The following is a 21,939-nucleotide window of genomic DNA, read 5'->3' as shown; positions in this document are numbered from 1 at the left end:
AGGTCAGCTCTGCAGGCGTGCGATCCACGCCTCGACCTCGTCGGCCGTGCGCGGGATGCCGGCCGAGAGGTTCACCGGACCGTCCTCGGACATCACGATGTCGTCCTCGATGCGCACGCCGATGCCGCGGAGCTCGGCGGGCACGGTGAGATCGTCGATCTGGAAGTACAGCCCCGGCTCGATCGTGAACACCATGCCCGGTGCGAGGATGCCGTCGTAGTACATCTCGCGGCGGGCCTGCGCGCAATCGTGCACGTCGATTCCGAGGTGGTGCGAGGTGCCGTGCACCATGTAGCGCCGGTGCTGACCGCCCTTGTCGGCGTCCAGAGCCTCTTCCGCTGTGACGGGGAGCAGACCCCACTCGGCCGTGCGCTCGGCGATGACCTTCATCGCGGCACCGTGCACATCGCGGAAGCGCACCCCGACCTTGGCAGCGGCGAACGCGGCATCCGCTGCTTCGCGGACCGTCTCGTAGACGCGGCGCTGCACCTCGGTGAACGTGCCGGAGACCGGCAGGGTGCGGGTGATGTCGGCGGTGTACAGGCTGTCCGCCTCGACGCCGGCGTCCACCAGGATCAGATCACCGGGAACCACGGTCCCGTCGTTGCGGGTCCAGTGGAGGTAGCAGGCGTGCGGCCCCGATGCGGCGATCGTGTCGTACCCCTCGCCGTTCCCGTCCTCGCGTGCGCGGCGGTGGAAGACACCCTCCACGACGCGTTCGCCGCGGGCGTGCGCCGTCGCAGCGGGGAGCTCACGGATGATGTCGTCGAAGCCGTTCGCCGTGATCTCGACCGCGCGGCGCATCTCTGCGATCTCGAACTCGTCCTTGATGAGACGCAGCTCGGAGACGAAACGGGTCAGCGCCTCGTCCTCGTCGAGCACGAGCTCGCCCTCGACCGCCTCGAGCTCGTCGAGGTGCGCCGTCGTGATCTGGAGGTCGGCGGCGACGCCGGCGAGGGAGGGGCGCGGTCCGATCCAGAACTCGCCGACCGTCGCGTCGGCGTAGAACTCCGTGGTGGTGCGGTCGGCACGCTCGCGGAAGAAGAGCGTGATGTCGTGACCGTTCTCGGTCGGCGCGAAGACGAGGACGGAGTCGGGCTCGGCATCGGAAGCCCACCCCGTCAGGTGCGCGAAGGCGGAATGCGCCCGGAAGACGTAGTCGGTGTCGTTGCTGCGCTGCTTGAGCGAGCCTGCCGGGATCACCAGACGCTTGCCGGGGAACGCGGCGGAGACGGCGGCGCGGCGGATGGCTGCGTATGAGGCCTGCGCGCGCGGGGCAGGGAGCGTCTCCGGACGCTCGGCCCAGCCGGTGGAGATGGTGTCGAGGAAGCCCTGCGGGAACGGCTGCTTGCGGTTCGTCGTGCCGTTCTCGGCAGACGCTTCGACGGTGGGCTCTGCGATCGTGTCGCGCTCTCCTGTGCTCATCCCTCCAGTCTGTCACCTGGCGGGCAGGCGTGGGACTCAGCCGGCGGGCTCGAGCTGCACGACGAGGGCGCGGTGGTCGCTTCCGCCGGCATCGTCGAGCACGACGGAACCGCTCGGCGACCAGTTCTGCGACGCCATCACATGATCGATGGGTGCACCGGCGAGGGCGGGCAGCGAGCTCGGCCACGTGCCCGTGAGTCCGTTCCCGGTGCGGGCGGCCACATCGCGGCAGTATCCGATGTCGCCGCCCTCAACTCCGAGCGGAGCCATGTGATCGACGGTGGCGTTGAAGTCGCCGGCGAGGATGAAGTCACCCTGCGGGCACTGATCGGCGATCCACTGCAGATCGCTCCGCCACTGCTGCATCTCCTCCATACGCGGGGCCACCGCGTGCACCGCGACGATCGTGGGGCCGGTCCCATCGGTCGGCATGAGCACGACGCTGGGAACGGAGCCGGTGTTGCTCGTGCCGTCCTTGGCCGATTCGATCACGGAATACTCGCCGAGGTCCGGAGCGACGAGCACGGTGGTGTGCCAGGACTGCGGGCCGTCCTGCACATCCGGTCGGAACTGCACGTGATGCACCCACATCGGATGTCCCTGCTCGCGCAGCATGATGGCGATGCGCTCGCCGACGGCCTCGGTCGTCTCCGGGAGCGCGACGATGTCGGCTCCCTGATCGAGGATCCGCTGCGCGATCACCTCCGCGGAGACGGCCTCGCCCGCGGTGTTCCAGGTGAGCACGCGCACACTGCCGTCGGTCTTCTCCGGGAGCGCGGATGATCCGAAGCCGCGCACGGCTCCGATGGCCGCGGTCGCGCCCGCGCCGAGCAGCGCCACGATGAGGATCGATGCGGCGAACCCCCTCAGCGGGCGGGCGAACAGGAGGAGGAGCGCCAGGGTCGCGACGACGAGGAATCCGCCGAGTACGAGACCGCGCGCCGATACCAGCTGCGCGAACGGGTACGTCTGTTCCAGACGGAAGAACTGCGGCCACACCACGATCGCCGTCGCGATCGCGAGAAGCACGGTGAAGAGGATCCCCAGGAGACGAAACATCCCCTCCAGCCTAGGAGCGCCGCCTGGGAAGTCCCTGCCTCGACATCCGTGCCGAGCCTGAGCGGGATGGGGCGTGCCTGAGCGGGCCTGGGGCCGCGGATGCTCGGTACGCTCGGAGGATGGCCACTTCGTCCCCCGGGTTCGCCGGTCCCGCCGACCTGCACCTGCACTCCAACCATTCCGATGGCACGGAGTCGCCGGCCCAGGTGGTGGCCCAGGCGCATGCGCACGGGGTGCGTACTCTGGCGCTGACCGATCACGACCGCACCACGGGGTGGAGCGAGGCCGGAGATGCGGCTGTCGAGCTCGGTATGACGTTCATCCCGGGGATGGAGCTCTCCGCGAAGCACGAGTGGCGGAGCGTCCACGTGCTCGGGTACCTCTTCGACCCGGAGGACGAGGCGCTGCGTGCGGAGACCGATCGCATCCGCGGCGATCGGATCGGCCGGGCCGAGCGCATCGTGCGCAACATCGGGCGGGACTACGACCTGCAGTGGGACGACGTGGTCGCGCAGACAACGCGGGATGCCACCGTGGGGCGCCCGCACATCGCCGACGCCCTCATCGCGCGCGGCATCGTGCGGGACCGGACGGAGGCCTTCGACGGCATCCTGCACCCTCGCGAGGGCTACTACGAGCCGCACTACGCGCCCGATCCGCTGACGGCGGTGCGTCTGATCACGGACGCGGGGGGAGTGGCGATCATCGCCCACCCCGTGACGGCGGGTCGCGACCGCATGATGCCCGTGCCGTTCATCGAGCGACTCGTCGCCGCGGGGCTCGGCGGATTCGAGGTCGAGCATCGGGAGAACACGGAGTCGGGCAAGCGGGTGCTGCGTGAGATCGCCGCGAAGCACGACCTCATCGTCACCGGATCGAGCGACTATCACGGCACCGGCAAACCGAACCGCCCTGGCGAGAACACGACCTCCGAGGAGATGGTGTCCAGGCTCATAGCACGAGGCACCGGCATCGCCCCGCGTTTTCCCTGACCCTCGGCGTTCTGTCGGCGACTTCCCTGCGGGCTGTCGAACCGGACCGATACCGTCCGAGGCATGCAGCGAGCGACTTCCCTGGAGCGGCGCGTCGACGCGTGGGCTCACCGGCTCCTCCGTGACGCCCCGTCGAACGGTGTCCGCGCCGGACTCATCGAGTTCGCGGTGTTCGTGGTCAAGCAGGCGTGGGCGTGCATCTTCGGTGGAGCGCTCCTGGTCCTCATCGTCGCCGCGCGCCTGTGGTATCCCGACGACGCGGCGCTGGCCCGCAACGACGCGCTGACGATCGCTGCGGTGCTGATCCAGATCGCGATGCTCGTCTTCCGCTTGGAGAGCGGCCGTGAGCTGTGGGTCATCGTCCTGTTCCACATCACCGGCACCGTGATGGAGCTGTTCAAGACCGATGTGGGTTCGTGGGCGTATGCCGCAGACGGGATCCTCCGAATAGGCGGGGTCCCGCTGTTCAGCGGCTTCATGTACGCGGCGGTCGGGTCGTACATGGTCCGCGTCTACCGGCTGTTCGATCTCGGGTTCACGCGGTATCCGCGACGCTGGATGACGGCGATCCTCGCCGGGGCGATCTACGTCAACTTCTTCACGCACCACTGGTGGTGGGATGCGCGGTGGGTGCTGCTCGTCGGAGTGGTGCTGCTGTGGCTGCCGACCGTGATGCACGCGCGCGTCTGGCGGCGTACGATCCGCCTTCCCCTGCTGGCCGTCTTCGCGGGTGTGGCGGTGTTCATCTATCTCGCCGAGAACATCGGCACCTGGGCGGGCGCGTGGGCCTATCCGGATCAGGCCGGAGGGTGGCAACCGGTCTCGCTGAGCAAGCTGAGCTCGTGGTTCCTGCTGATGATCATCTCGGTCGTCCTGGTGGCCTGGGTGTATCCGCCGCAGGTTCCCGGAGCGCTGTTGCGTACGACGGGGAGCGGAACCGCCAGGAGAGTGCAAGGGGGCGGCGAGGGTCGCGCCTGACGTCGTCGCCCGTGCATGCGAGAGGGCGCATGGTTCGGGGGATTTCCCGACCCATGCGCCCTCTCGGTGTGACGACTCAGGCTCCCGCGACGGGAGCGGCCCCTGCCCCGGAACCCCCGCGGCGACGGCGGCGACGGCGTGCGGGAGCCGGCTTGCCGTCGTGGTGCTCCTTACCAGCGCCATCGTGGGTCCCTGCGCCCTCGGCTCCGCGATCGGACGATGGCGCGGTCTCTCCCTCGCCGCTGGACGACGACGCGGCGCCCTCGGCGAACGTCGAGCCCACGGGCGTCGAGCTGTTGCGGCGACGCCGGCGACGACGGGTACCGCTCTCGTCGGTGCCCTCCGCCGCGGCGTCGGTCGCCCGCTCGGGGCGACGGCTGCGCTCGGTCTTGACGGACTCCGTCTTGGGCGCCGACACCAGGCGGCCCTTCGTGCCCTGGGGGATGTCGAGGTCCTCGTACAGGTGCGGGCTCGACGAGTAGGTCTCGATGGGCTCGGGCTGACCGAACTCGAGGGCCCGGTTGATGAGGGCCCACTTGTGCAGGTCTTCCCAGTCGACGAAGGTGACCGCGATCCCGGTCTTGCCCGCGCGGCCGGTACGGCCGGCGCGGTGCAGGTACGTCTTGTCCTCGTCCGGAATGGTGTGGTTGATCACATGGGTGACGTCGTCGACGTCGATGCCTCGAGCGGCGACATCGGTCGCGACGAGCACGTCCTTCTTCCCCGCCTTGAAGGCGGCCATCGAACGCTCACGCTGGTCCTGGCCCATGTCTCCGTGCACGCCGCCGACGTTGAAACCGCGGTCGCTCAGCTCGTCGACGAGCCGCTGCGCCGCACGCTTGGTGCGGGTGAAGATCACGGTCTTGCCGCGCCCCTCCGCCTGCAGGATGCGGGCGATGACCTCGTCCTTGTCCATGGAGTGAGCGCGGTACACGAGGTGCTTGATGTTGGCCTGCGTGAGGCCCTCATCGGGGTCGTTGGCGCGGATGTGGATCGGGTTCGACATGAAGCGACGCGCGAGGGCGACGATCGGACCGGGCATGGTCGCGGAGAACAGCTGCGTGTGGCGGACGGCCGGCACCTTCTGGAAGATCTTCTCGATGTCGGCGAGGAAGCCGAGGTCGAGCATCTTGTCGGCCTCATCGAGCACGACCTCGGTCGCGTTCGAGAGGTCGAGCAGGCGCTGGCCGGCGAGGTCGATCAGTCGGCCGGGGGTGCCGACCACGATCTGCGCGCCCGCCTTCAGCTGGTCGATCTGGCCCTCATAGGCCTTTCCGCCGTAGATGGCGACGACGCTGGTGGAGCGGTTGCTGGTGAGCAGGTCGATGTCCTCGTACACCTGCACCGCGAGCTCACGGGTCGGCACCACGATGAGCGCCTTGACGCCGTGCTCCGGGTCCTTGCCGAGACGCTGGACGACCGGGATGCCGAAGCCGAAGGTCTTGCCGGTTCCCGTCTTGGCCTGACCGATGATGTCCTGGCCGGGAAGGCCGAGGGGGATGGTCTGCTCCTGGATGGGGAACGCGTCCACGATGCCCTTGGCGGCGAGTGCGTCGACGATGTCCTGATCGATGCCGAGATCGGCGAAAGTTGTCACTTTGTTCAGATTGCCTGTCCGGCGACCCTGCGGGATCGCCACGTTCACGGATCCACGCCGTCTCTTGTGCCACAGGCGCGGGGCCCCGCTCCGACGGCGGGGACACGCCCAGCCTACCCGAGGGGTGCCGCAGGCCGGGAAGAGGGCTTCCGCACGAGTATTGTGAACGTCGTGGTGGACTCGGGAGGACGACCTCGTGGTTAAGTGGTTCTGGCAGCGCGATGCGGCGCCGCGACGCACCCTCGCCTTGCGCGGCAGGGGAGAGCAGGGAGATGCGACGCGCATCGACTTCGCCGAGCTCGCCCCCGAGCTGAACCGCTTCCTCGGACAGGCCGCCTATCTGCAGCTGGGCTACTTCGAGACGCTGACGCGTCTCATCCGCGCCACACCCGAGCTCTCCGAGAAGGAGTCGCTCTCGCGCGCAGCCGGAGCCGCGCTCACCAAGCACCGCGGGATCGTGGAGCTCATCGCGGAGCGGGGGGACGACCCGACGCAGCTGATGCTGCCGTTCCGGGAGAACCTCGATGCGTTCCGTCGGAAGACCATCGGCGCCCGCCCTCGCGAGACGCTGCTCGCCGTCTACATCACCGCAGGGATGTTGGACGACTTCTACCTCGCGCTCGCCTCCAGCTACGGGGAGACCGGGCACCGCGTGGCGCAGATCCTGCGCGAGGACGATGCCAGGCACGAGATCGTCGCCATCGTGCAGGAGACCATCGAGAGCGATGAGGAGTGGCGGTCGCTGCTGTCGATGTGGGCCCGCCGTCTCGTCGGCGACACCATCCTCGTCTGTCGCTCGGCGCTGCGGCCGGAGCGTCTCGACGTCGACGAGGAGCGGATCGAGCCGGTGTACACCGAGCTCATGGGCGCTCACGCACGGCGCATGGACGCCATGGGACTCGCGTCCTGACCCGACATCGCCACACGCGCGGTCGGTTCACGGCGGTCAGATTCCCAGCGCGACTCGCTTCTGGGCGTCGGCGCGCTTGCGCATCCCGGTGATCGCCACGGTCGCCAGTGCGGCGACGATGGGGGCTCCGAGGACGCTCGCGAGCCACAGCCAGATGCTGTCCTCGCCCACGCCCGCCCACTGCAGCGCGGTGTACAGGACCGCAGCCACCGCGGTCGCGATGGCGGGGGTCAGAGCGACACCGCGCAGCTCACGACCGCCGATCAGGAAATGTGCGGCGATCCCGAGAGCGCACGCGCCGATGAGTGCGAGGAGGATGTACATCGTCGGGTCAGGCGACGAAGCCGACGCGGCGGGATTCCTCGGTTCCCAGCTCGATGTACGCGAGGTTCGCGGTCGGGACGATGTAGGAGTTGCCCTTCACGTCGGCGAAGCTCACGTGCGACGCGCTCTGCTCGAGGGCGGTGGCGACCTGGGTGCGCACCTCTTCGGCGCTTGCGCCGGTGTCGAAGCTCAGTTCACGGCCGGTGTTGATGATGCCGATGCGGATTTCCACGCGTGCTCCTTGAAGTTCGGGGACTGCGCCAACTCTACCCCGGGAGTACAGGCCGGGATCGGCGGTCGCGGCCTGTTTCGCCGTGAGCGCACAGGGGGAAGGCACCATGGCTGCGGGCGGCCTCAGGCGGGTGAGGACGGTGATGTCCGCGCGTCCGGATAGCGTTGGTGTCATGACACCGGATTCCGCTCAGCGTGCTGTGATCGCCGCGGAGTCGCACGCGTCCGGTGTCATCATCGGCGCACCGGGAACGGGGAAGACCCGCACCCTCATCGACCGCGTCGTCCACCTTCTCGATGCAGACGCCCTGCGCCCAGAAGAGGTGCTCGCCCTCACCCCGAACCGTCAGGCGGCGACGGCGCTGCGCGACCGGATCGGAGTCAGGATCGGGCAGGCCACGCCGGGTCCGCTCGCGAGATCGCTCGGCTCGTTCGCCTTCCAGCTCGTGCGGGGGGCGATGGTGAAGGAGGGGTCCGAACCGCCGGCGCTGTTGACGGGCGCGGATCAGGACCGCATCATCGCCGAGCTGCTCGCCGGTGACGCGGAGGACATGCGCATCCCGTGGCCGGAGAGCCTGAGCGCGTCGGTGCGGGCGTCGAAGGGATTCCGCTCCGAGCTGCGCGCTTTCCTCGCCGAGTGCACCGAGCTCGGGGTGGACGCTGCGGAGCTTCGTGCATCGGGCAACGCCGTGTGGGCGGCGACGGCGGAGTTCCTCGAGGAGTACCGAGCCGTGCTCGACGCCCTCAGATCCGCACATCGCGATGCCGCCGACCTGCTCAGCGAGGCGAGCGCCATCCTGCACGCGGCCGATCCGGCGACTCTCGGCCCGTTGGCACCGCTGCGCGTGGTGCTCATCGACGACGCTCAAGAGCTCACCCGCGGCGGTATATCGGTCGTGAAGGCCCTGCGGAGTCGGGGGATCGCCGTGCTGGCGTTCGGCGATCCGGATATCTCTTCCGGCTCCTTCCGCGGAGCCAGCCCCGAGCTGTTCGCGCAGCTCGCCGGGGTGCTGGGGGATGTGCACGTGCTCGATGGCCCCCATCGTCAACGTCCGGCGCTCACGGCGCTCACCCGCACGGTGACGCAGGCGATCGGAGTGTCGGGGCGGGTCGAGCATCGGCGGGCGCCTGTGCCGGCGACGGCCGATGACGTCGACGCCGGAGTCTCCACGTTCATCGCACCGTCTCCCTACGAAGAGCTCGATCGCATCGCCGGTGTCATGCGCGAATGGCACCTCTCCGAAGGGATCCGGTGGGATCGGATGGCGGTCATCGCCCACGACACCCGGCAGGTGACCACGCTCGAGACCGAGCTCGCCGCCAGGGAGATCCCGACGCGCGCAGCCGGTGTGCAGCGCCCGCTCGGCAGCGAGGGGATCGTGCGCGACATCGTCGGCATCGTTCGTCTGGCTCTCACGCCCGTCGAAGAGCGCACCTCGACCGCGCTCGAGGAGGCGCTGCGCACCCCGTTCGGGGGGATGGACGCCATCGGGCTGCGGCGCCTGCGCGCCCGGCTCCGACACGTCGAGCTCGAGCAGGGCGGCTCCACCCCCGCGCGGGAGCTGCTGCGGCAGGCGATGGCGAATCCTGCCCACCTCACTCTCATCGACGCTCCGGAGTCGCGCACTGCGGAGAGGTTCGCCGAGACCATCCAGGCTCTCGCCAGCGGTGCGGATGCCGGCGAGACGATCCACGACCTGCTCTGGCGGGTGTGGGACCAGGCCCGAGCCGTCGACGGGCGTCGACTGCAGGTCGCCTGGCGCGAGATCTCGCTGCTGCCGACGGGGGCGGAGACCGCGCGTTCGCTCGACGCGCTCGTGTCGCTGTTCGACGCGGCCAAGCGCTTCGTCGAACGCACCCCCAACGAGAGGCCGGAGGTGTTCGTGCGGGACATCCTCGACAGCGAAGTTCCCGAGGACTCGCTGTCGACTCCCGATCGGCCGGGAAAGGTCACGCTGCTGACCCCTGCGACGGCGCTCGGCACCGAGTTCGATGCGGTCGTCGTCGCCGGCGTGCAGGACGGCATCTGGCCGAATGTGCGCCTTCGCGGTGGACTGCTGCAGACGTGGCGTCTGCCCGACGCGATCCAGGCCGTCCGCACGGGGATGGCGATCGAGCCGCCGGGCGTCCTCGACCGGCGACGGGCTGCGCTCCACGACGAGTTGCGTCTGTTCGTCCGTGCCGTGTCACGTGCGCGCGATCGGCTCCTGATCACTGCGGTGGACGACGACGATCTGACTCCCAGTCCGTTCTTCGGCTTCCTGCCCGCTCCCGAGCCGCCTGAGCGGCATGCCTCGGCGGAGCATCCGCTCACCCTGCGAGGCCTGGTCGCACGGCACCGACGCGCCCTCACCACGACATCCGCCGAACCCGTGCGGCGAGTCGCCGCTGCGCAGCTCGCCGTCCTCGCCCGCGAGGGGGTCCCGGGTGCGGACCCCGCCGAATGGTACGGAGTGACGCCCGTCTCCACCGATGCGCCGCTGCGCGACCTCGCGGTCACGGGTGCGCGGGTCTCGCCCTCGAAGATGGAGTCCTACGAGGAGTGCGGTCTCAACTGGGTCGTCTCGGCACTCGGCGGCGACACCGTGATGCCGCCGACGGCGGGCATAGGCACGATCGTGCACGAGGCGATGGAGCGGGTTCCCGACGGAGACCTGGAGCAGATGCGGGCGATCGTGGCCGAGCAGTGGCCGGAGCTCGACTTCGAGACCGAATGGATCGGACGCAAGGAGCGACGCCGTGCCGATCTGCTCGTCGACAGGCTGCACGCCTACCTGGGCGACGTCCGTCGGGAAGGCGGAAGGGTGATCGGCAGCGAGGTCGAGTTCCGCTTCGCCGTCGACGTGGCGGGGGCGAGCGGCGAGGACGAGGATGTCGTGCCGACCGTGCATGCGGTGGGGGAGAGCAGGGCGAATCAGGCGATCATCCACGGCTACATCGACCGGGTGGAGGCCTACCCCGCCGGCGCGGGTGAGCATGCGGCGGCGCGAGGCCGCGGATGGCAGCCCATGTCGGGCGGTCCGGAGGGCCCGACGGTCGTCGTCGATCTGAAGACGGGCAAGAACGATCCGGAATCCGACTCCGGCGTGCTCGAGCATGCGCAGCTGGCCGCCTATCAGATCGCGGTGCAGCAGGGACTCGTCGAGGGGGCGCCGCCGGCTTCACTCGCCGGAGCGCGGCTCGTGATCGTCTCGAAGACCCTCGCGAAGAGCGACTACCGCATCGCCCATCAGCACACGCTCGACGACGAGTCGCGCTCGGCCTTCCTGATGCGCGTATCGGATGCGGCGCGTGGCATGTCGGCTTCGAGCTTCACAGCGCAGGTCGAATCGCACTGTGCCGACACCCAGCGTCGGGTGCATCCCTGCCGTATTCACACGGTGCCGGCGGTGAGCTCGTGACGGGGGAGAACGGCGCATGGTGGAGCGCCGGCGCCTCGATCTCCGCTACCGACATCGCCGCCGCGCTGGGCCAGCCTTCGCCGACCCCCGCCCAACAACGTGTGATCGAGGCGCCCCCGGAACCTGCGCTCGTGGTCGCGGGTGCCGGCAGCGGGAAGACCGAGACGATGTCGGGGCGCGTCGTGTGGCTCGTCGCCAACGGGCACGTGCGCCGCGACGAGATCCTCGGCCTCACCTTCACGCGCAAGGCTGCGGGTGAGCTCGCGGAGCGGATCGGCCATCGGCTCGCGGTCATCGACGAGTACGGTCGTCGTGGACTCCTGCCCCATCTCCCGGCGATCGTGGCGGACGGATCACTGCGCAGGGTGGAGGAGGCGGCGCCCGGCCGCCAGCGCGAGGTGGTCCGTGCACACGTGCTCGACGAGCTCGCCGACCAGCGCGGGACCGGGTGGGACCCGGTGATCCCTCGGGCGGCGGAGGACCTGGTGATCCGGCCTCGGGTCTCGACCTACAACGCCTTCGCGGACGGCATCGTCCGCGAGCACGCTGCACGCATCGGGCGAGACCCCGACGTGGCGATGCTCAGCCAGGCGGCCTCCTGGATGCTCGCGCGCGAGGTCGTGCTGCGCAGCGATCTCCCTGAGCTGGAGAACATCGACTTCGCGCTCGGCACGGTCATCGATGCGGTGCAGCGGCTCGCCGGAGACGCCCTCGACCACCGTGTGGACCTGGATCTCGCCGAGCGCATCGCCCGGGAGCAGGCCCTCGCCTTCGAGCCCTACCGGAGCAACGGCGATGTCGAGAAGGCGGCCGTGAACCTGCTCAGTCTTCCGACGCTGTCGAGCCTGGTGCGCGACTACATCGCGGAGAAGCATCGTCGCGGCGTGCTCGACTTCGCCGATCAGGTCGGCGGCGCGTACGACATCGTCGAGTCGGCGCCCGATGTGCGCGCCGAGCTCCGCGAGCAGCATCGCGTGGTGCTGCTCGACGAGTATCAGGACACGTCGGTCATCCAGACCCGCTTCCTCGCGGAGCTCTTCCGTGACTCGGCGGTGATGGCCGTGGGCGACCCGCACCAGTCGATCTACGGCTGGCGAGGGGCGAGCGCCGACAATCTCTACGCGTTCTCCGGCACGTTCTCGAGCACGGGCGCGGCGCATACCTACAGCCTCATGACCAGCTGGCGCAACGACCGCCGTATCCTCGGGATCGCGAACCGGGTGCTCGAGCCGCTCCAGCGGCCCGGGCTCGACGTGCCCCCGCTCGAACCCCGTCCTGGGGCGGGAGAGGGCACCGTGACCGTGGAGTACCCCTTCACGGTCGACGAGGAGGCAGCAGCCGTGGCGGAGTGGTTCTCCGAGCGTCGAGCGGCACACGATGCTCGCGACACGGCAGCGGCACACGCGACGAAGCCGCACACCGGCGCGATCCTGTTCCGCTCGAAGCGGCACATGCAGACGTTCGCGGCTGCGCTTGCAGCCCGGGGGATCCCGCATCGGATCCTCGGTCTCGGCGGACTGCTGGCGACGCCGGAGGTCGTCGACGTCGTCTCGACGCTCCGCGTGGTGCACGACCCCACGGCGGGATCGGCGCTCATCCGACTGCTCACCGGGCCGCGATTCGGCGTGGGGGTGGCCGACATGGCGGCGCTCTACGACCTCGGGCGCACGCTCTCGGAGCGTGACCCCGCGATGGCTCCGCTGCCTGAGGAGATCCGTTCGCGGCTGCGCGGGTCGCGGGGCGCCGACGAGGCGGTGTCGATCATCGACGCCGTCGACGTGGTCAGGGCCGTGCGCGACGACTACAGACTGCTCGAAGCGATCACCCCGGACGGGCGGGCACGCGTGCGCGCCGCGGGCGAGATGCTGGAGCGTCTGCGACGAGCGTCCTCGCAGCCGATCCCGGAGCTGATCCGCCTGATCGAGCTCGAACTACGGCTGGACATCGAGTTGGCGGCGAACGAGACCAGAGGGCCTGCCCGGATCGCCGCGACGCAGCTGCGCGCGTTCTCCGACGAGGTCAGGGCCTTCCTCGCCGCCGACGACCGGGGGAGCATCGGCAGTCTGCTGGCCTGGCTCGACAAGGCGGAGAGCACGGACGAGCTCATGCCTCGGCCGGAGCCGCCGGAACCCGGCGTCGTGCAGCTGCTGACGATCCACGGCTCGAAGGGCCTGGAGTGGGATGCCGTCGCCGTCGTCCGACTCGTGGTCGACGAGCTTCCGAGCCGTGTCTCCGACACCTCAGGGTGGTTCGGGTTCGGCGTCGTTCCCTTCGCTCTGCGCGGCGACCGAGATGCGCTACCCCGCTTCGAGTGGGACCCCGTCGGGGCGATGGGCGACGAGACCGACCCCGTCAAGCGTCAGAAGCTCGCGCAGGCATCGCTCTCCGGCGGCGCGACCAAGGCGAATCCGCAGGGGGGCGCGATCAAGCGCTTCAAAGACGCGTACCGGGCGTATCAGCAGCAGGAAGAGCGACGTCTGGCGTATGTCGCGGTCACCCGTGCGCGGACCGATCTGCTCTTGAGCGGCTCCCACTGGGCGGGGCAGAAGTCCCCGCGCACGCCGAGTCCCTATCTGCTCGAAGCCATCGAGGCGCAGGGGTTCGAGGAAATCGATCAGGTCGATCCGGACGACAATCCGTACGAGGGCCCCGGTTCCACGCTCCGCTGGCCCCTCGACCCGCTGGGCGCTCGGCGGGGTGTCGTGTCCGCGGCGGCAGCGGCTGTCGAAGAGGCCACGCTCCGGGGAACGACAGAACCCTCGATCGAGCTCGCTCGTCTGCTCGCCGAGCGTGCGGCCAGACAGCGCGGTGCCGATGCGGAAGCGCCGACGCGCGTGCCGGCCTCGAGGTTCAAGGAGTATGTCACCGACTTCTCCGGAACCCTCTCGTCGATCGTCAGGCCGATGCCGGAGCGGCCCTACCGGCAGACCCGCCTCGGCACGCTGTTCCACGCCTGGGTGGAGCAGCGGTCCGAGCTCGTGGGCGTCGGCAGCCGTGTGGATGAGGCGCTCTGGGAGCTCGATGAGGAGGAGGCACCGATCGAGGCCGAGCACCTGACGAGGGCGTCGGGGGAGGGGCGCGGAACGACCGCCGACGCCGCCGACCTCGCCGTGCTGCAGGCGACGTTCGAGCGCAGCGAGTGGGGAGGATTGCAGCCCATCGCCGTCGAGATCGAGATCGACTTCGTGCTCGGTGCAGGCCTCTCCGCGGACGAGGCTGCGGGCGGTCACATCGTCATCTGCAAGCTCGATGCCGTGTACCGGCGCGCCGACCGCGGCGGCCGCGTCGAGATCGTCGACTGGAAGACCGGCAAGGCCCCGCGCACCGCCGCCGAGCGGGAGGAGCGCATGCTGCAGCTCGCGCTCTACCGTCTCGCGTACCACCGCAGATTCGACGTACCGCTGGAGGAGATCGATGTCGCGCTGTACTACGTGGCCGACGACCTGATCATCCGCGGCGATCGGATCTACTCGGAGGAAGAGCTCTTCCAACGCTGGAGTGCCGCTCGCGCGGCGCGCTGAGCTTCCTCGGAGTCATCCTCGTCGTACGCGGTCTCCGACTGCGCCCCGGAAATGCCATGCCTGTCCCCGGCATCGGTGCTGCGGCTGCCGGCGAAGATGCTCCGAGCCTCGGAGAGGTCCTCGGTCTCGAGATCGAGCATCCCGGCGCGGTGGGAGCTGTCGTCCCGCTCCTGTCCCTGGCCGTCGGCACCGCTGCGAAGAGGTTCGACGACATCGGTGGAAGTCGCGTCGGTCGCGCCCTCCTCCGATTCGGCCGGAACGTCGATCCACAGCTCCTCGGGGTTGTAGGCGTCGGTCTGCATCGACGTGTCGACCTCGGTCACGGCGTCTCGGGGCACGCGGTCGAGTGCGTCCATGGCAGAGTCGACTCCGGCGCTGCGGGCATCGATCACGCTCAGGTCATCGGTACGCAGACCCTCGGCGAGAGCCTCGAGCAGCGCGGCCGCGTCGTCGACGATATCCGGTCGATGCATGGCGTCGCCGTGCACGAGCCACCGTGCGAACTCGAGCTCGGCGAGCAGACGAGCACGCACTTCGAGGCCGGCGTCCGGTGCGCGGTCGAGTGCGCCGGAGTACGCGGCGTGGACATCGTCGGACGCCTCGGGTGCCGCGGAGAGCCACGACAGATCGACCGCAGGATCACCGATCGACAGTCCATGCCAGCCCAGGAGCCCGATGACTTCGGGGCCGCGTTCGGGGTCGTCCTCGAACAGGAAGGACGTCGACTGCAAGCCGCCGAGCACGACGGTGGACTCGAAGCGCCACAGGTCGTCGTCGGCGACGGCGTCGCGCCATCGCACGGTGAGACGCGCGGGAACCCTCCCCGTCGATGCGGCCGTGTCGATCAGGCGATCCAGCTCGGCGCGGCTTTCCTCGGCCGTGCGTGTGGCCAGTCCCGCCCCGCGGACCACCGAGGTGGGCATGCTGTGCACCGCGGCGATCGCTGACCCCATCGACGAGGCAGCGCCGCGCCCCGCCGGCACGTGGGCCGCGTCGATCTGGAACCCGGGCAGCAGCTCGGTGACGAGCGCGCGTCCCTCGCCGAGTCGGGTCTCCCCGATGTAGGCCGGCACCCGGAACGGCAGCATCGCTCGAGCGCCGTCGGTGAGAGCACGAAGCGCGATCGCCTCGGCGGCGAGTTCGCGCGCCGTCTCGTCGTCGTCTGCGACGCGGATCGCGAGCTCACGGCCATCGGCCAGGGTGGCGATGGCCGAGTCGAACCGGCCCTCGCCGTCCGCGCTCAGACCACGGGCACCCGTGACCTCCGCCCCGGGCAGTGCGGCGGTCACTGCCGCGGCTAGAGTGAAAGGAGAGCGTCCCATGCCCCCAGGTTAGGTCGGCTCAGGGGCGGTCCCGCCTCCGCCACGCCCGTGAAAGAGGGAGTCGATGACCATTCAGCGCCCGTCCCTCGACCGTGCGGCCGAACTCCGCGAAGAACCGGATGTGCTCGCCCGTCTCCGCGACGACCCGGCGACGCGCGTCATCGTGGTCCGTGAAGGTCGTGTCAGAGTCGTCGACTCCGCACTCGTGCGCGTCGCACCCGATGCCGTCGTGGAGGCGAGCTGGGCGCTTCTGGGGCGCGATCTCGACGGCACCCTGCTGCTCCTCGCGGCCGCCCCGCCGGAGAACGATGCTCTCGACACGGCGCCGGACGAGATCTGGCTGGGACTGCGCGATCTGGGTGGTCGCATCGACGGCCAGGAATCCGAGCTGCTCATCAGCGCGATCGCGCTTGCCGGCTGGCTTCAGGACGCGGCGTTCTGCCCCACGTGCGGAGGGGAGACCGAGCTCCGACAGGCGGGCTGGTCCCGGCGCTGTCTCGTCTGCGGACGGCAGCACTTCCCCCGCACCGACCCCGCCGTGATCGTCGCCGTCGAGAGCAGGGACGGCCAGCGCCTGCTGCTGGGCGCCAACGCGAACTGGGGCGGGCGGATGTTCTCCTGTTTCGCGGGGTTCACGGAAGCGGGGGAGTCCCTCGAATCCACCGCCTACCGTGAGATCGAGGAGGAGTCGGGTGTGCGTCTGTCCGCCCTCCGATACGTCTCCTCGCAGCCCTGGCCGTTCCCGCGGTCGCTCATGGTCGGCTTCCGCGCCGTCGTCGACGACGAGACGACCGCGCGCGCCGACGGCGAGGAGATCATCGAGGTCCGCTGGTTCACACGTGCGGAGATCGGATCCGCGCTCGTCGGAGACGGACCGGTCGGGCTTCCAGGACCTGCATCGATCGCTCGGGCGCTGATCGTCGACTGGTACGAGGACAAGGCGTGAGCGCACTCGATGCCCTCGATGAGCGGCAGCGGGCGGCGGCATCCGTGCTGCGAGGTCCCGTCGTCGTGCTCGCGGGAGCCGGAACAGGCAAGACCAGGGTGATCACCCACCGCATCGCCCACGGTGTCGACACGGGGGCCTACTCGCCGTCGCGTGTGATGGCCGTGACCTTCACGGCGAAGGCTGCGGGGGAGCTCCGCGGACGGCTGCGCGCGCTCGGCGTCGAGGGCGTCGCCGCTCGCACCTTCCACGCGACGGCACTCGCGCAGCTGAACTTCTTCTGGCCCACTCTGGCCGGCTCGCCCGCGCCGTCGATCATCGACAACAAGGTGCGGATGCTCGGGCAGGCTGCCGATGCGATCCGCCTCCGGCCCAGCACCGCGACGCTGCGGGACATCGCCTCGGAGATCGAGTGGCGCAAGGTCTCGATGCTCTCGATCGACCAGTACGCCGCGCTGGGTCGGCCGGTCTCCGGGGTCGACGCGACGCAGCTGGTCGAGCTGATGCGCGGGTACGAGGCGCTCAAGGACGACCGCCGTCAGCTCGACTTCGAAGACGTGCTCCTGGCCTGTGCCGGCATGCTCGAGGCCGAGCCGCGCGTGGCCGCGTCCGTCCATGAGCAGTACCGTCACTTCACGGTCGACGAGTTCCAGGACGTGTCTCCGTTGCAGAACCGTCTGCTCGAGCTGTGGCTCGGGGACCGGCACGACATCTGCGTCGTGGGTGACGCCAGCCAGACGATCTACTCGTTCGCCGGGGCCGAGCAGCGGTTCCTCCTCGAGTTCGAGCGCCGTCACCCCGACGCCACGGTGGTGCGACTGGAGACCAACTACCGCTCGCAGCCGCCGATCCTCACCGCGGCGAATGCGCTGATGCGGGGTCGTCCCGGCGCGCTCGAACTCGTACCGGCGCGCGAGCAGTTCACTGCGGACGCGCCCACGATCACCGCGTACGACACCGAGGGCGAGGAGGCTGCGGGGATCGCCGCCGGCATCTCCGCCCGTATCGAAGCCGGCACCTCTCCCGACGAGATCGCAGTGCTCTATCGCGCTCATGCCCAGTCCGCCGTGCTGCAGCAGGCGCTCGCCGCCGAGGGCATCGCGACCACGGTCCTCGGGGGGACGAGGTTCTTCTCGATGCCGGAGGTCCGCCAGGCGATCCTCGCCCTTCGCGCTGCGGCCGTCGCCCCGACCGAGCAGGGTTTCCTCGCCGGAGTGGAGCGCGTGCTCCGCGAGCTCGGACTCACGGAACAGCCGCCCGCTGCCGGAGGAGCGCAACGGGACGGGTGGGAGGCCCGGCGAGCGATTCTGCGGCTCGCGGAAGAAGCCGGGCCCGACTCGGACCTGCGCAGTTTCAGCGACGCCCTGATGGCGCGGGCGAAGGATCAGCACGAGCCGACGATGCGCACGGTCACCCTGTCGACTCTGCACGCGGCCAAGGGCCTGGAGTGGCCGCACGTCTACCTGGCCGGGTGGGCGGAGGGGTCGCTGCCCATCTCCTACGCGACGACGTTCGAGGCGGTCGACGAGGAGCGCCGCCTGGCGTACGTCGGTGTCACGCGCGCCGCGCGGACGCTGGCGCTGTCATGGTCGAGATCGGCGGGTCGGGGAGAGCGCGCACCGTCTCGGTTCCTCGCCGAGATGGGAACCACGGGCCGCGGCACCGGCATTCTTCGTGAAACGTCACCGAACGCCACGCGAGCGAGCCGTCAGCGCTGACCCGCACCGTGCGTCCGATGGCCGTGGCGTCGTCGGCGAGAAGCACAGCCGCGAGTCGCCCGGCCTCGGCGACCTGCGCAGCCCTGATCGGACCGGAGTCTCGGCCGATCATCTGTGCGTGCAGCAGCGGCCAGGCCGGCTCGAGGTCTCGGGCATGGGCGTCGCGACATGCGAGGCACGCCGATGCGCCGGGAACCACGAGCGGCCCGACGGTGACCCTGCCCGGCTCGAACGACACGGGCAGGTGCGCGGTGTCCTCGCGCAGAAAGCGGGCGAACTGCAGCGCGGCGGTCGCTCCGTTCACGAGCACGACACCGACACCGGGTCGCCGACCGATCTCGACCAGGGTGATTCCTTCGTCCGTCAGCGCTTCCCGCATGCGATACTCGCCGCGGCCGTCCGAGAGGCCGATGCTCTCCACCCAGGCCGATCGGGCGGGCGCGGGGTCGTCGACCAGGAGCGCGTCGAGTCGAGCGAGAAGCATCCGTGCCGCCTCCCGCGGTGCGCCGGCCGCATGGGCGATCACGTCGAAGGAGCCGCGGCGGAACCCGGAGCGCAGCCGGCTGAGCAACCGCTCCACCCAGGGCTCCGCGGCGTCGAAGCGGGGACCGTCATCGTCGCCGAGCTGGAGCGTGCGCTCATCTCGCCAGAGCAGCGGAGAGCCCGGGTCCAGGCGGGTGAGGAGCGGAGGAGTCAACGGCATCTCTCCGATTGTGGAGAGGAACCGGGCGGTGCGGGGCCGTCTGCGGGCATCGGTGGAGAACTCCTCCGTATCCGCCAGACGGGGGAGGACGGGTGCGGTCGAGGGAGCTCCCTCGGCCGCACCCGTCGTGCTCAGACCGGTCGGTCGCCCTCCGGCGCTGCGTCGTCGTCTCCGTCCGAATCCGCGGAGTTCTGGTCCGCGGGCCTGTCCTGCGAGAAGTCGTCGCCGTCGAGCAGGCGGGCCAGTGCTTCATCGAACTCGTCGGCGACGGGCTGCTCGCCGCGCTCTGCGGCCTGGAGGCGAGCCACGAGCCCGCTCGGGTCGTCGATGTCTTCGGCGGTCGGCATGAGGTCCGGGTAGTCCCACAGCGAGTCGCGGCCGCTGATGCCGACAGCATCCGTCACCGCCTGCCACATCTCGGATGCCTCGCGCATCCGACGGGGGCGGAGCTTGAGCCCGACCAGCGCGCCGAGCGCGTCCTCGGCCGGTCCGCCCACGGCACGACGGCGTCGAGCGGCCTCCGCGATACGGGCGCCGTCCGGCAGACGGGAGGTCGCCTCGGCGGTCACCACGTCCACCCAGCCGTCGATCGTCGCGATGAGGTTCTCGAGACGGGTCAGGGCTTCGCGCTGCGCCTCGCTCTGCACGGGGAGGAGCGCGCCGCCCTCGATGGCCGCGCGAAGCTCTTCGGGATCGGAGGGGTCGAGGCGACTGGCCACGTCTTCCAGAGCGTCGACGTCCACGGTGACTCCCCGTGCGAAGTCGGTGATCTGCGCCATCACGTGCAGGTGCAGCCACTTCGCGTGCCGGTAGAGCCGCGCGTAGGCGAGTTCGCGGGTGGCGAGGTACAGCGCGATCTGGTCTTCCGGGATCTCGAGCCCCTCCCCGAACGCCGTGAGGTTCTGCGGGATGATGGCCGCGGTCCCCGCAGGGAGCACGGGGATTCCCACGTCGCCACCGGAGACGACCTCGAGCGAGAGGTTTCCCAGAACCTGCCCGAACTGCGCGGCGAACACCGAGCCGCCCAGGCCCCGCATGAGCTTCCCCGCTCCCTGCACGACGCCGCGCATGTCCTCGGGCACCTGCGTGTCCAACGCCGAGGTCAGGGCGTCGGCGATGCTCGTCGACACCGGGTCGGCGATCTCCTTCCACACCGGGAGCGTCTTCTCGACCCACTCGCCCCTGGTCATCGCCGTCGGAGCCTCGGAGAGCTCGGAGATCGTCGTCGCCTCGCCGAGCCACAGGTTCGCGAGCGCGAAGGAATCGGCGAGCGAGGTGCGGGAACCGTCGGTCACTCCCTGCCCGTCGCGATTGGCGATGAACAGGGCCTGGCGCAGGGCGTTCTCCCACGGATCACCGCCGAAGGCGCCCTGGAGCTGCGACATGATGGTCTGCATCATCGCCGGGTCGAGGGTGAATCCGTCCATCCCCTCGAACGCGCCCCTGAGCGCTTCGGGGTCGATGTCCCCGCCGCCCTGGTTCGAGAGCATCTTCCGCAGGAACTCCTGGAAGTCCTCGGGTGTCGGGTCGTTGTCTGCCATGTCACTCGCCCTCTCAGCAGTTCTGTTGCCGTGGCATCTACGCTAGTCACAGGTTTCTGCGCGCGAACCCGATGCGGGCAGATCGGTGTACGCCGCTCGCGAACGACGGAGGAATGCAGTGGATCGAACGCGGTCTGGGAAGCTCGGACTCGGAGTCTGGGCGCTGATCGTCGCGCTCCTCGCGCTGGTCCTGCTCACCTTCCTTCCGTCGCCCTATGTGATCCAGCGGCCGGGGCCGGTGTACGACACGCTCGGCACCGCGAAGGGCGCGGACGGCGAGCAGGTGCCGCTCATCAGCGTCGAAGGCGCGGAGACGTTCGAGACCGCCGGCACCCTCGATCTGACCACGGTGCAGGTCGTCGGCAACCGTGAGCGGACTCCGAGCTGGTTCGAGCTCGCTCTGGCCTGGATGGACTCGTCGAAGGCGGTCGTCCCGCTCGATTCCGTGTTCCCCCAGGGCGTGACCACCGAACAGCGCGATGAGCGCAACGCCACACTGATGGTCGACTCCCAGCACGAGGCGACGGCGGCAGCGCTGAACGAGCTCGGCTATGACACCGGCGCGCAGGTCGTGGTGGTCGATGCCGTCGCGGACTCGCCGGCCGACGGCGTCCTGGAAGCCGACGACGTGATCACCGCGATCGACGGCACGGCCCTCACCTCGGCCACCCAGCTGAGAGAGGCGATCCAGGCGGCGGGAGGAGCCCCGGTGCAGCTCACCGTGGTGCGCGACGGCGCCGAGCAGACCGTCGAGGTCACCCCGGAGGAGCACACCGAGGGGGACAAGACCGCCTGGCTCATCGGCATCACCCTCCGCACCGACTACGACTTCGAGATCGACGTGACGATCCAGCTCGACAACGTCGGCGGGCCGAGCGCCGGGATGATGTTCGCACTCGGCATCATCGACACGCTCACCGAGGGCGAGCTCAACGGCGGCAAGGACATCGCCGGTACCGGAACGATCGACGCGGCCGGCACCGTCGGCCCGATCGGCGGCATCCGGCAGAAGCTCTACGGCGCCAGAGATGCCGGAGCGGAGTACTTCCTCGCGCCGGCCGACAACTGCGACGAGGTCGTGGGTCATGTGCCCGACGGGCTTCAGGTGATCCGCACGGCGACCCTCGACGAGTCGCTGGCCGCCCTGCAGGTGATCGCCGACGACGGAGACGTCGCTGCGCTCCCGACGTGCGACGTCGCCGGCCGGTGAGCGCGGAAGCTGCTGCGACCACGCCGTGACCGCCCCGTGACCGGGATGACAGCCTGCGCAC

General features: G+C 69.9%; 15 protein-coding genes. 8 read left to right on the top strand and 7 right to left on the bottom strand.

The window, feature by feature from the left end; genetic code table 11:
* Positions 1 to 3: 3 nt before the first annotated feature.
* Positions 4 to 1,425, bottom strand: a complete 1,422-nt coding sequence (locus MOX01_RS18390) for an aminopeptidase P family protein (protein ID WP_141371000.1) — start codon at positions 1,423 to 1,425, stop codon at positions 4 to 6.
* A 36-nt stretch (positions 1,426 to 1,461) separates the two neighbouring features.
* Positions 1,462 to 2,484 (bottom strand): endonuclease/exonuclease/phosphatase family protein, encoded by a 1,023-nt coding sequence (locus MOX01_RS18385; RefSeq protein WP_141370999.1) that lies wholly within the window; start codon positions 2,482 to 2,484, stop codon positions 1,462 to 1,464.
* 119 nt (positions 2,485 to 2,603) lie between these two features.
* Here MOX01_RS18385 and MOX01_RS18380 point away from each other — a divergent pair, with 119 nt between their 5' ends.
* Positions 2,604 to 3,476: a PHP domain-containing protein gene (locus tag MOX01_RS18380; protein WP_141370997.1), complete on the top strand. Its 873-nt coding sequence runs from the start codon at positions 2,604 to 2,606 to the stop codon at positions 3,474 to 3,476.
* A gap of 63 nt (positions 3,477 to 3,539) precedes the next feature.
* On the top strand, positions 3,540 to 4,454 hold the full coding sequence (locus tag MOX01_RS18375; RefSeq protein WP_141370995.1) for a DUF817 domain-containing protein: 915 nt from the start codon (positions 3,540 to 3,542) through the stop codon (positions 4,452 to 4,454).
* 76 nt (positions 4,455 to 4,530) lie between these two features.
* Here the strand turns inward: MOX01_RS18375 and MOX01_RS18370 are convergent, their stop codons facing one another.
* Positions 4,531 to 6,051 (bottom strand): DEAD/DEAH box helicase, encoded by a 1,521-nt coding sequence (locus MOX01_RS18370; RefSeq protein WP_058631852.1) that lies wholly within the window; start codon positions 6,049 to 6,051, stop codon positions 4,531 to 4,533.
* A 196-nt stretch (positions 6,052 to 6,247) separates the two neighbouring features.
* Here MOX01_RS18370 and MOX01_RS18365 point away from each other — a divergent pair, with 196 nt between their 5' ends.
* Positions 6,248 to 6,961 (top strand): ferritin-like fold-containing protein, encoded by a 714-nt coding sequence (locus MOX01_RS18365; RefSeq protein WP_058631835.1) that lies wholly within the window; start codon positions 6,248 to 6,250, stop codon positions 6,959 to 6,961.
* Positions 6,962 to 6,997: 36 nt separating this feature from the next.
* Here MOX01_RS18365 and MOX01_RS18360 read toward each other — a convergent pair whose 3' ends face one another.
* Together MOX01_RS18360 and MOX01_RS18355 are read right to left on the bottom strand one after the other, a co-directional pair.
* Entirely contained in the window at positions 6,998 to 7,285 is a 288-nt protein-coding gene (locus MOX01_RS18360) for a hypothetical protein (RefSeq protein ID WP_046749550.1), read from the bottom strand.
* A gap of 7 nt (positions 7,286 to 7,292) precedes the next feature.
* A complete protein-coding gene (locus MOX01_RS18355; protein WP_045263100.1) occupies positions 7,293 to 7,517 on the bottom strand; it encodes a DUF3107 domain-containing protein in 225 nt (74 codons plus the stop codon).
* Positions 7,518 to 7,689: 172 nt separating this feature from the next.
* Here MOX01_RS18355 and MOX01_RS18350 point away from each other — a divergent pair, with 172 nt between their 5' ends.
* Positions 7,690 to 10,917 (top strand): ATP-dependent helicase, encoded by a 3,228-nt coding sequence (locus tag MOX01_RS18350; protein WP_141370992.1) that lies wholly within the window; start codon positions 7,690 to 7,692, stop codon positions 10,915 to 10,917.
* Positions 10,914 to 14,438 (top strand): ATP-dependent helicase, encoded by a 3,525-nt coding sequence (locus MOX01_RS18345; protein WP_230977839.1) that lies wholly within the window; start codon positions 10,914 to 10,916, stop codon positions 14,436 to 14,438. The genes MOX01_RS18350 and MOX01_RS18345 overlap by 4 nt, the downstream gene beginning before the upstream one ends.
* On the opposite strand, the gene MOX01_RS18340 is transcribed toward MOX01_RS18345, so the two are convergent.
* Positions 14,384 to 15,760, bottom strand: a complete 1,377-nt coding sequence (locus tag MOX01_RS18340; protein WP_230977840.1) for a phosphotransferase — start codon at positions 15,758 to 15,760, stop codon at positions 14,384 to 14,386. The genes MOX01_RS18345 and MOX01_RS18340 overlap by 55 nt on opposite strands.
* Before the next feature lie 64 nt (positions 15,761 to 15,824).
* Here MOX01_RS18340 and nudC point away from each other — a divergent pair, with 64 nt between their 5' ends.
* Positions 15,825 to 16,706: an NAD(+) diphosphatase gene (gene nudC / locus MOX01_RS18335; RefSeq protein WP_058631838.1), complete on the top strand. Its 882-nt coding sequence runs from the start codon at positions 15,825 to 15,827 to the stop codon at positions 16,704 to 16,706.
* Positions 16,703 to 18,424, top strand: a complete 1,722-nt coding sequence (locus MOX01_RS18330; protein WP_046749546.1) for an ATP-dependent helicase — start codon at positions 16,703 to 16,705, stop codon at positions 18,422 to 18,424. The genes nudC and MOX01_RS18330 overlap by 4 nt, the downstream gene beginning before the upstream one ends.
* 834 nt (positions 18,425 to 19,258) lie before the next feature.
* On the opposite strand, the gene MOX01_RS18325 is transcribed toward MOX01_RS18330, so the two are convergent.
* Positions 19,259 to 20,668, bottom strand: a complete 1,410-nt coding sequence (locus tag MOX01_RS18325; RefSeq protein ID WP_141370990.1) for a zinc-dependent metalloprotease — start codon at positions 20,666 to 20,668, stop codon at positions 19,259 to 19,261.
* Between the two features lie 118 nt (positions 20,669 to 20,786).
* Here MOX01_RS18325 and MOX01_RS18320 point away from each other — a divergent pair, with 118 nt between their 5' ends.
* The gene (locus MOX01_RS18320) at positions 20,787 to 21,878 is read left to right on the top strand and encodes a YlbL family protein (protein ID WP_141370988.1); all 1,092 of its coding nucleotides are present in this window, start codon (positions 20,787 to 20,789) and stop codon (positions 21,876 to 21,878) included.
* The last annotated feature ends 61 nt before the right edge of the window (positions 21,879 to 21,939 follow it).

The sequence above is a fragment of the Microbacterium oxydans genome, assembly GCF_006540085.1.
Classification (GTDB): domain Bacteria; phylum Actinomycetota; class Actinomycetes; order Actinomycetales; family Microbacteriaceae; genus Microbacterium; species Microbacterium oxydans.
The sequence above is the reverse complement of the archived record's forward strand: the minus strand, read 5'-3'. Positions and strand labels throughout refer to the sequence as shown.

Excerpts from the sequence above, each read along its gene's own strand:
- nudC (WP_058631838.1), top strand. The coding sequence starts at position 15,825 with ATGACCATTCAGCGCCCGTCCCTCGACCGTGCGGCCGAACTCCGCGAA.
- MOX01_RS18350 (WP_141370992.1), top strand. The coding sequence starts at position 7,690 with ATGACACCGGATTCCGCTCAGCGTGCTGTGATCGCCGCGGAGTCGCAC.
- MOX01_RS18325 (WP_141370990.1), bottom strand. The coding sequence starts at position 20,668 with ATGGCAGACAACGACCCGACACCCGAGGACTTCCAGGAGTTCCTGCGG.
- MOX01_RS18340 (WP_230977840.1), bottom strand. The coding sequence starts at position 15,760 with ATGGGACGCTCTCCTTTCACTCTAGCCGCGGCAGTGACCGCCGCACTG.
- MOX01_RS18360 (WP_046749550.1), bottom strand. The coding sequence starts at position 7,285 with ATGTACATCCTCCTCGCACTCATCGGCGCGTGCGCTCTCGGGATCGCC.
- MOX01_RS18390 (WP_141371000.1), bottom strand. The coding sequence starts at position 1,425 with ATGAGCACAGGAGAGCGCGACACGATCGCAGAGCCCACCGTCGAAGCG.
- MOX01_RS18380 (WP_141370997.1), top strand. The coding sequence starts at position 2,604 with ATGGCCACTTCGTCCCCCGGGTTCGCCGGTCCCGCCGACCTGCACCTG.
- MOX01_RS18375 (WP_141370995.1), top strand. The coding sequence starts at position 3,540 with ATGCAGCGAGCGACTTCCCTGGAGCGGCGCGTCGACGCGTGGGCTCAC.
- MOX01_RS18385 (WP_141370999.1), bottom strand. The coding sequence starts at position 2,484 with ATGTTTCGTCTCCTGGGGATCCTCTTCACCGTGCTTCTCGCGATCGCG.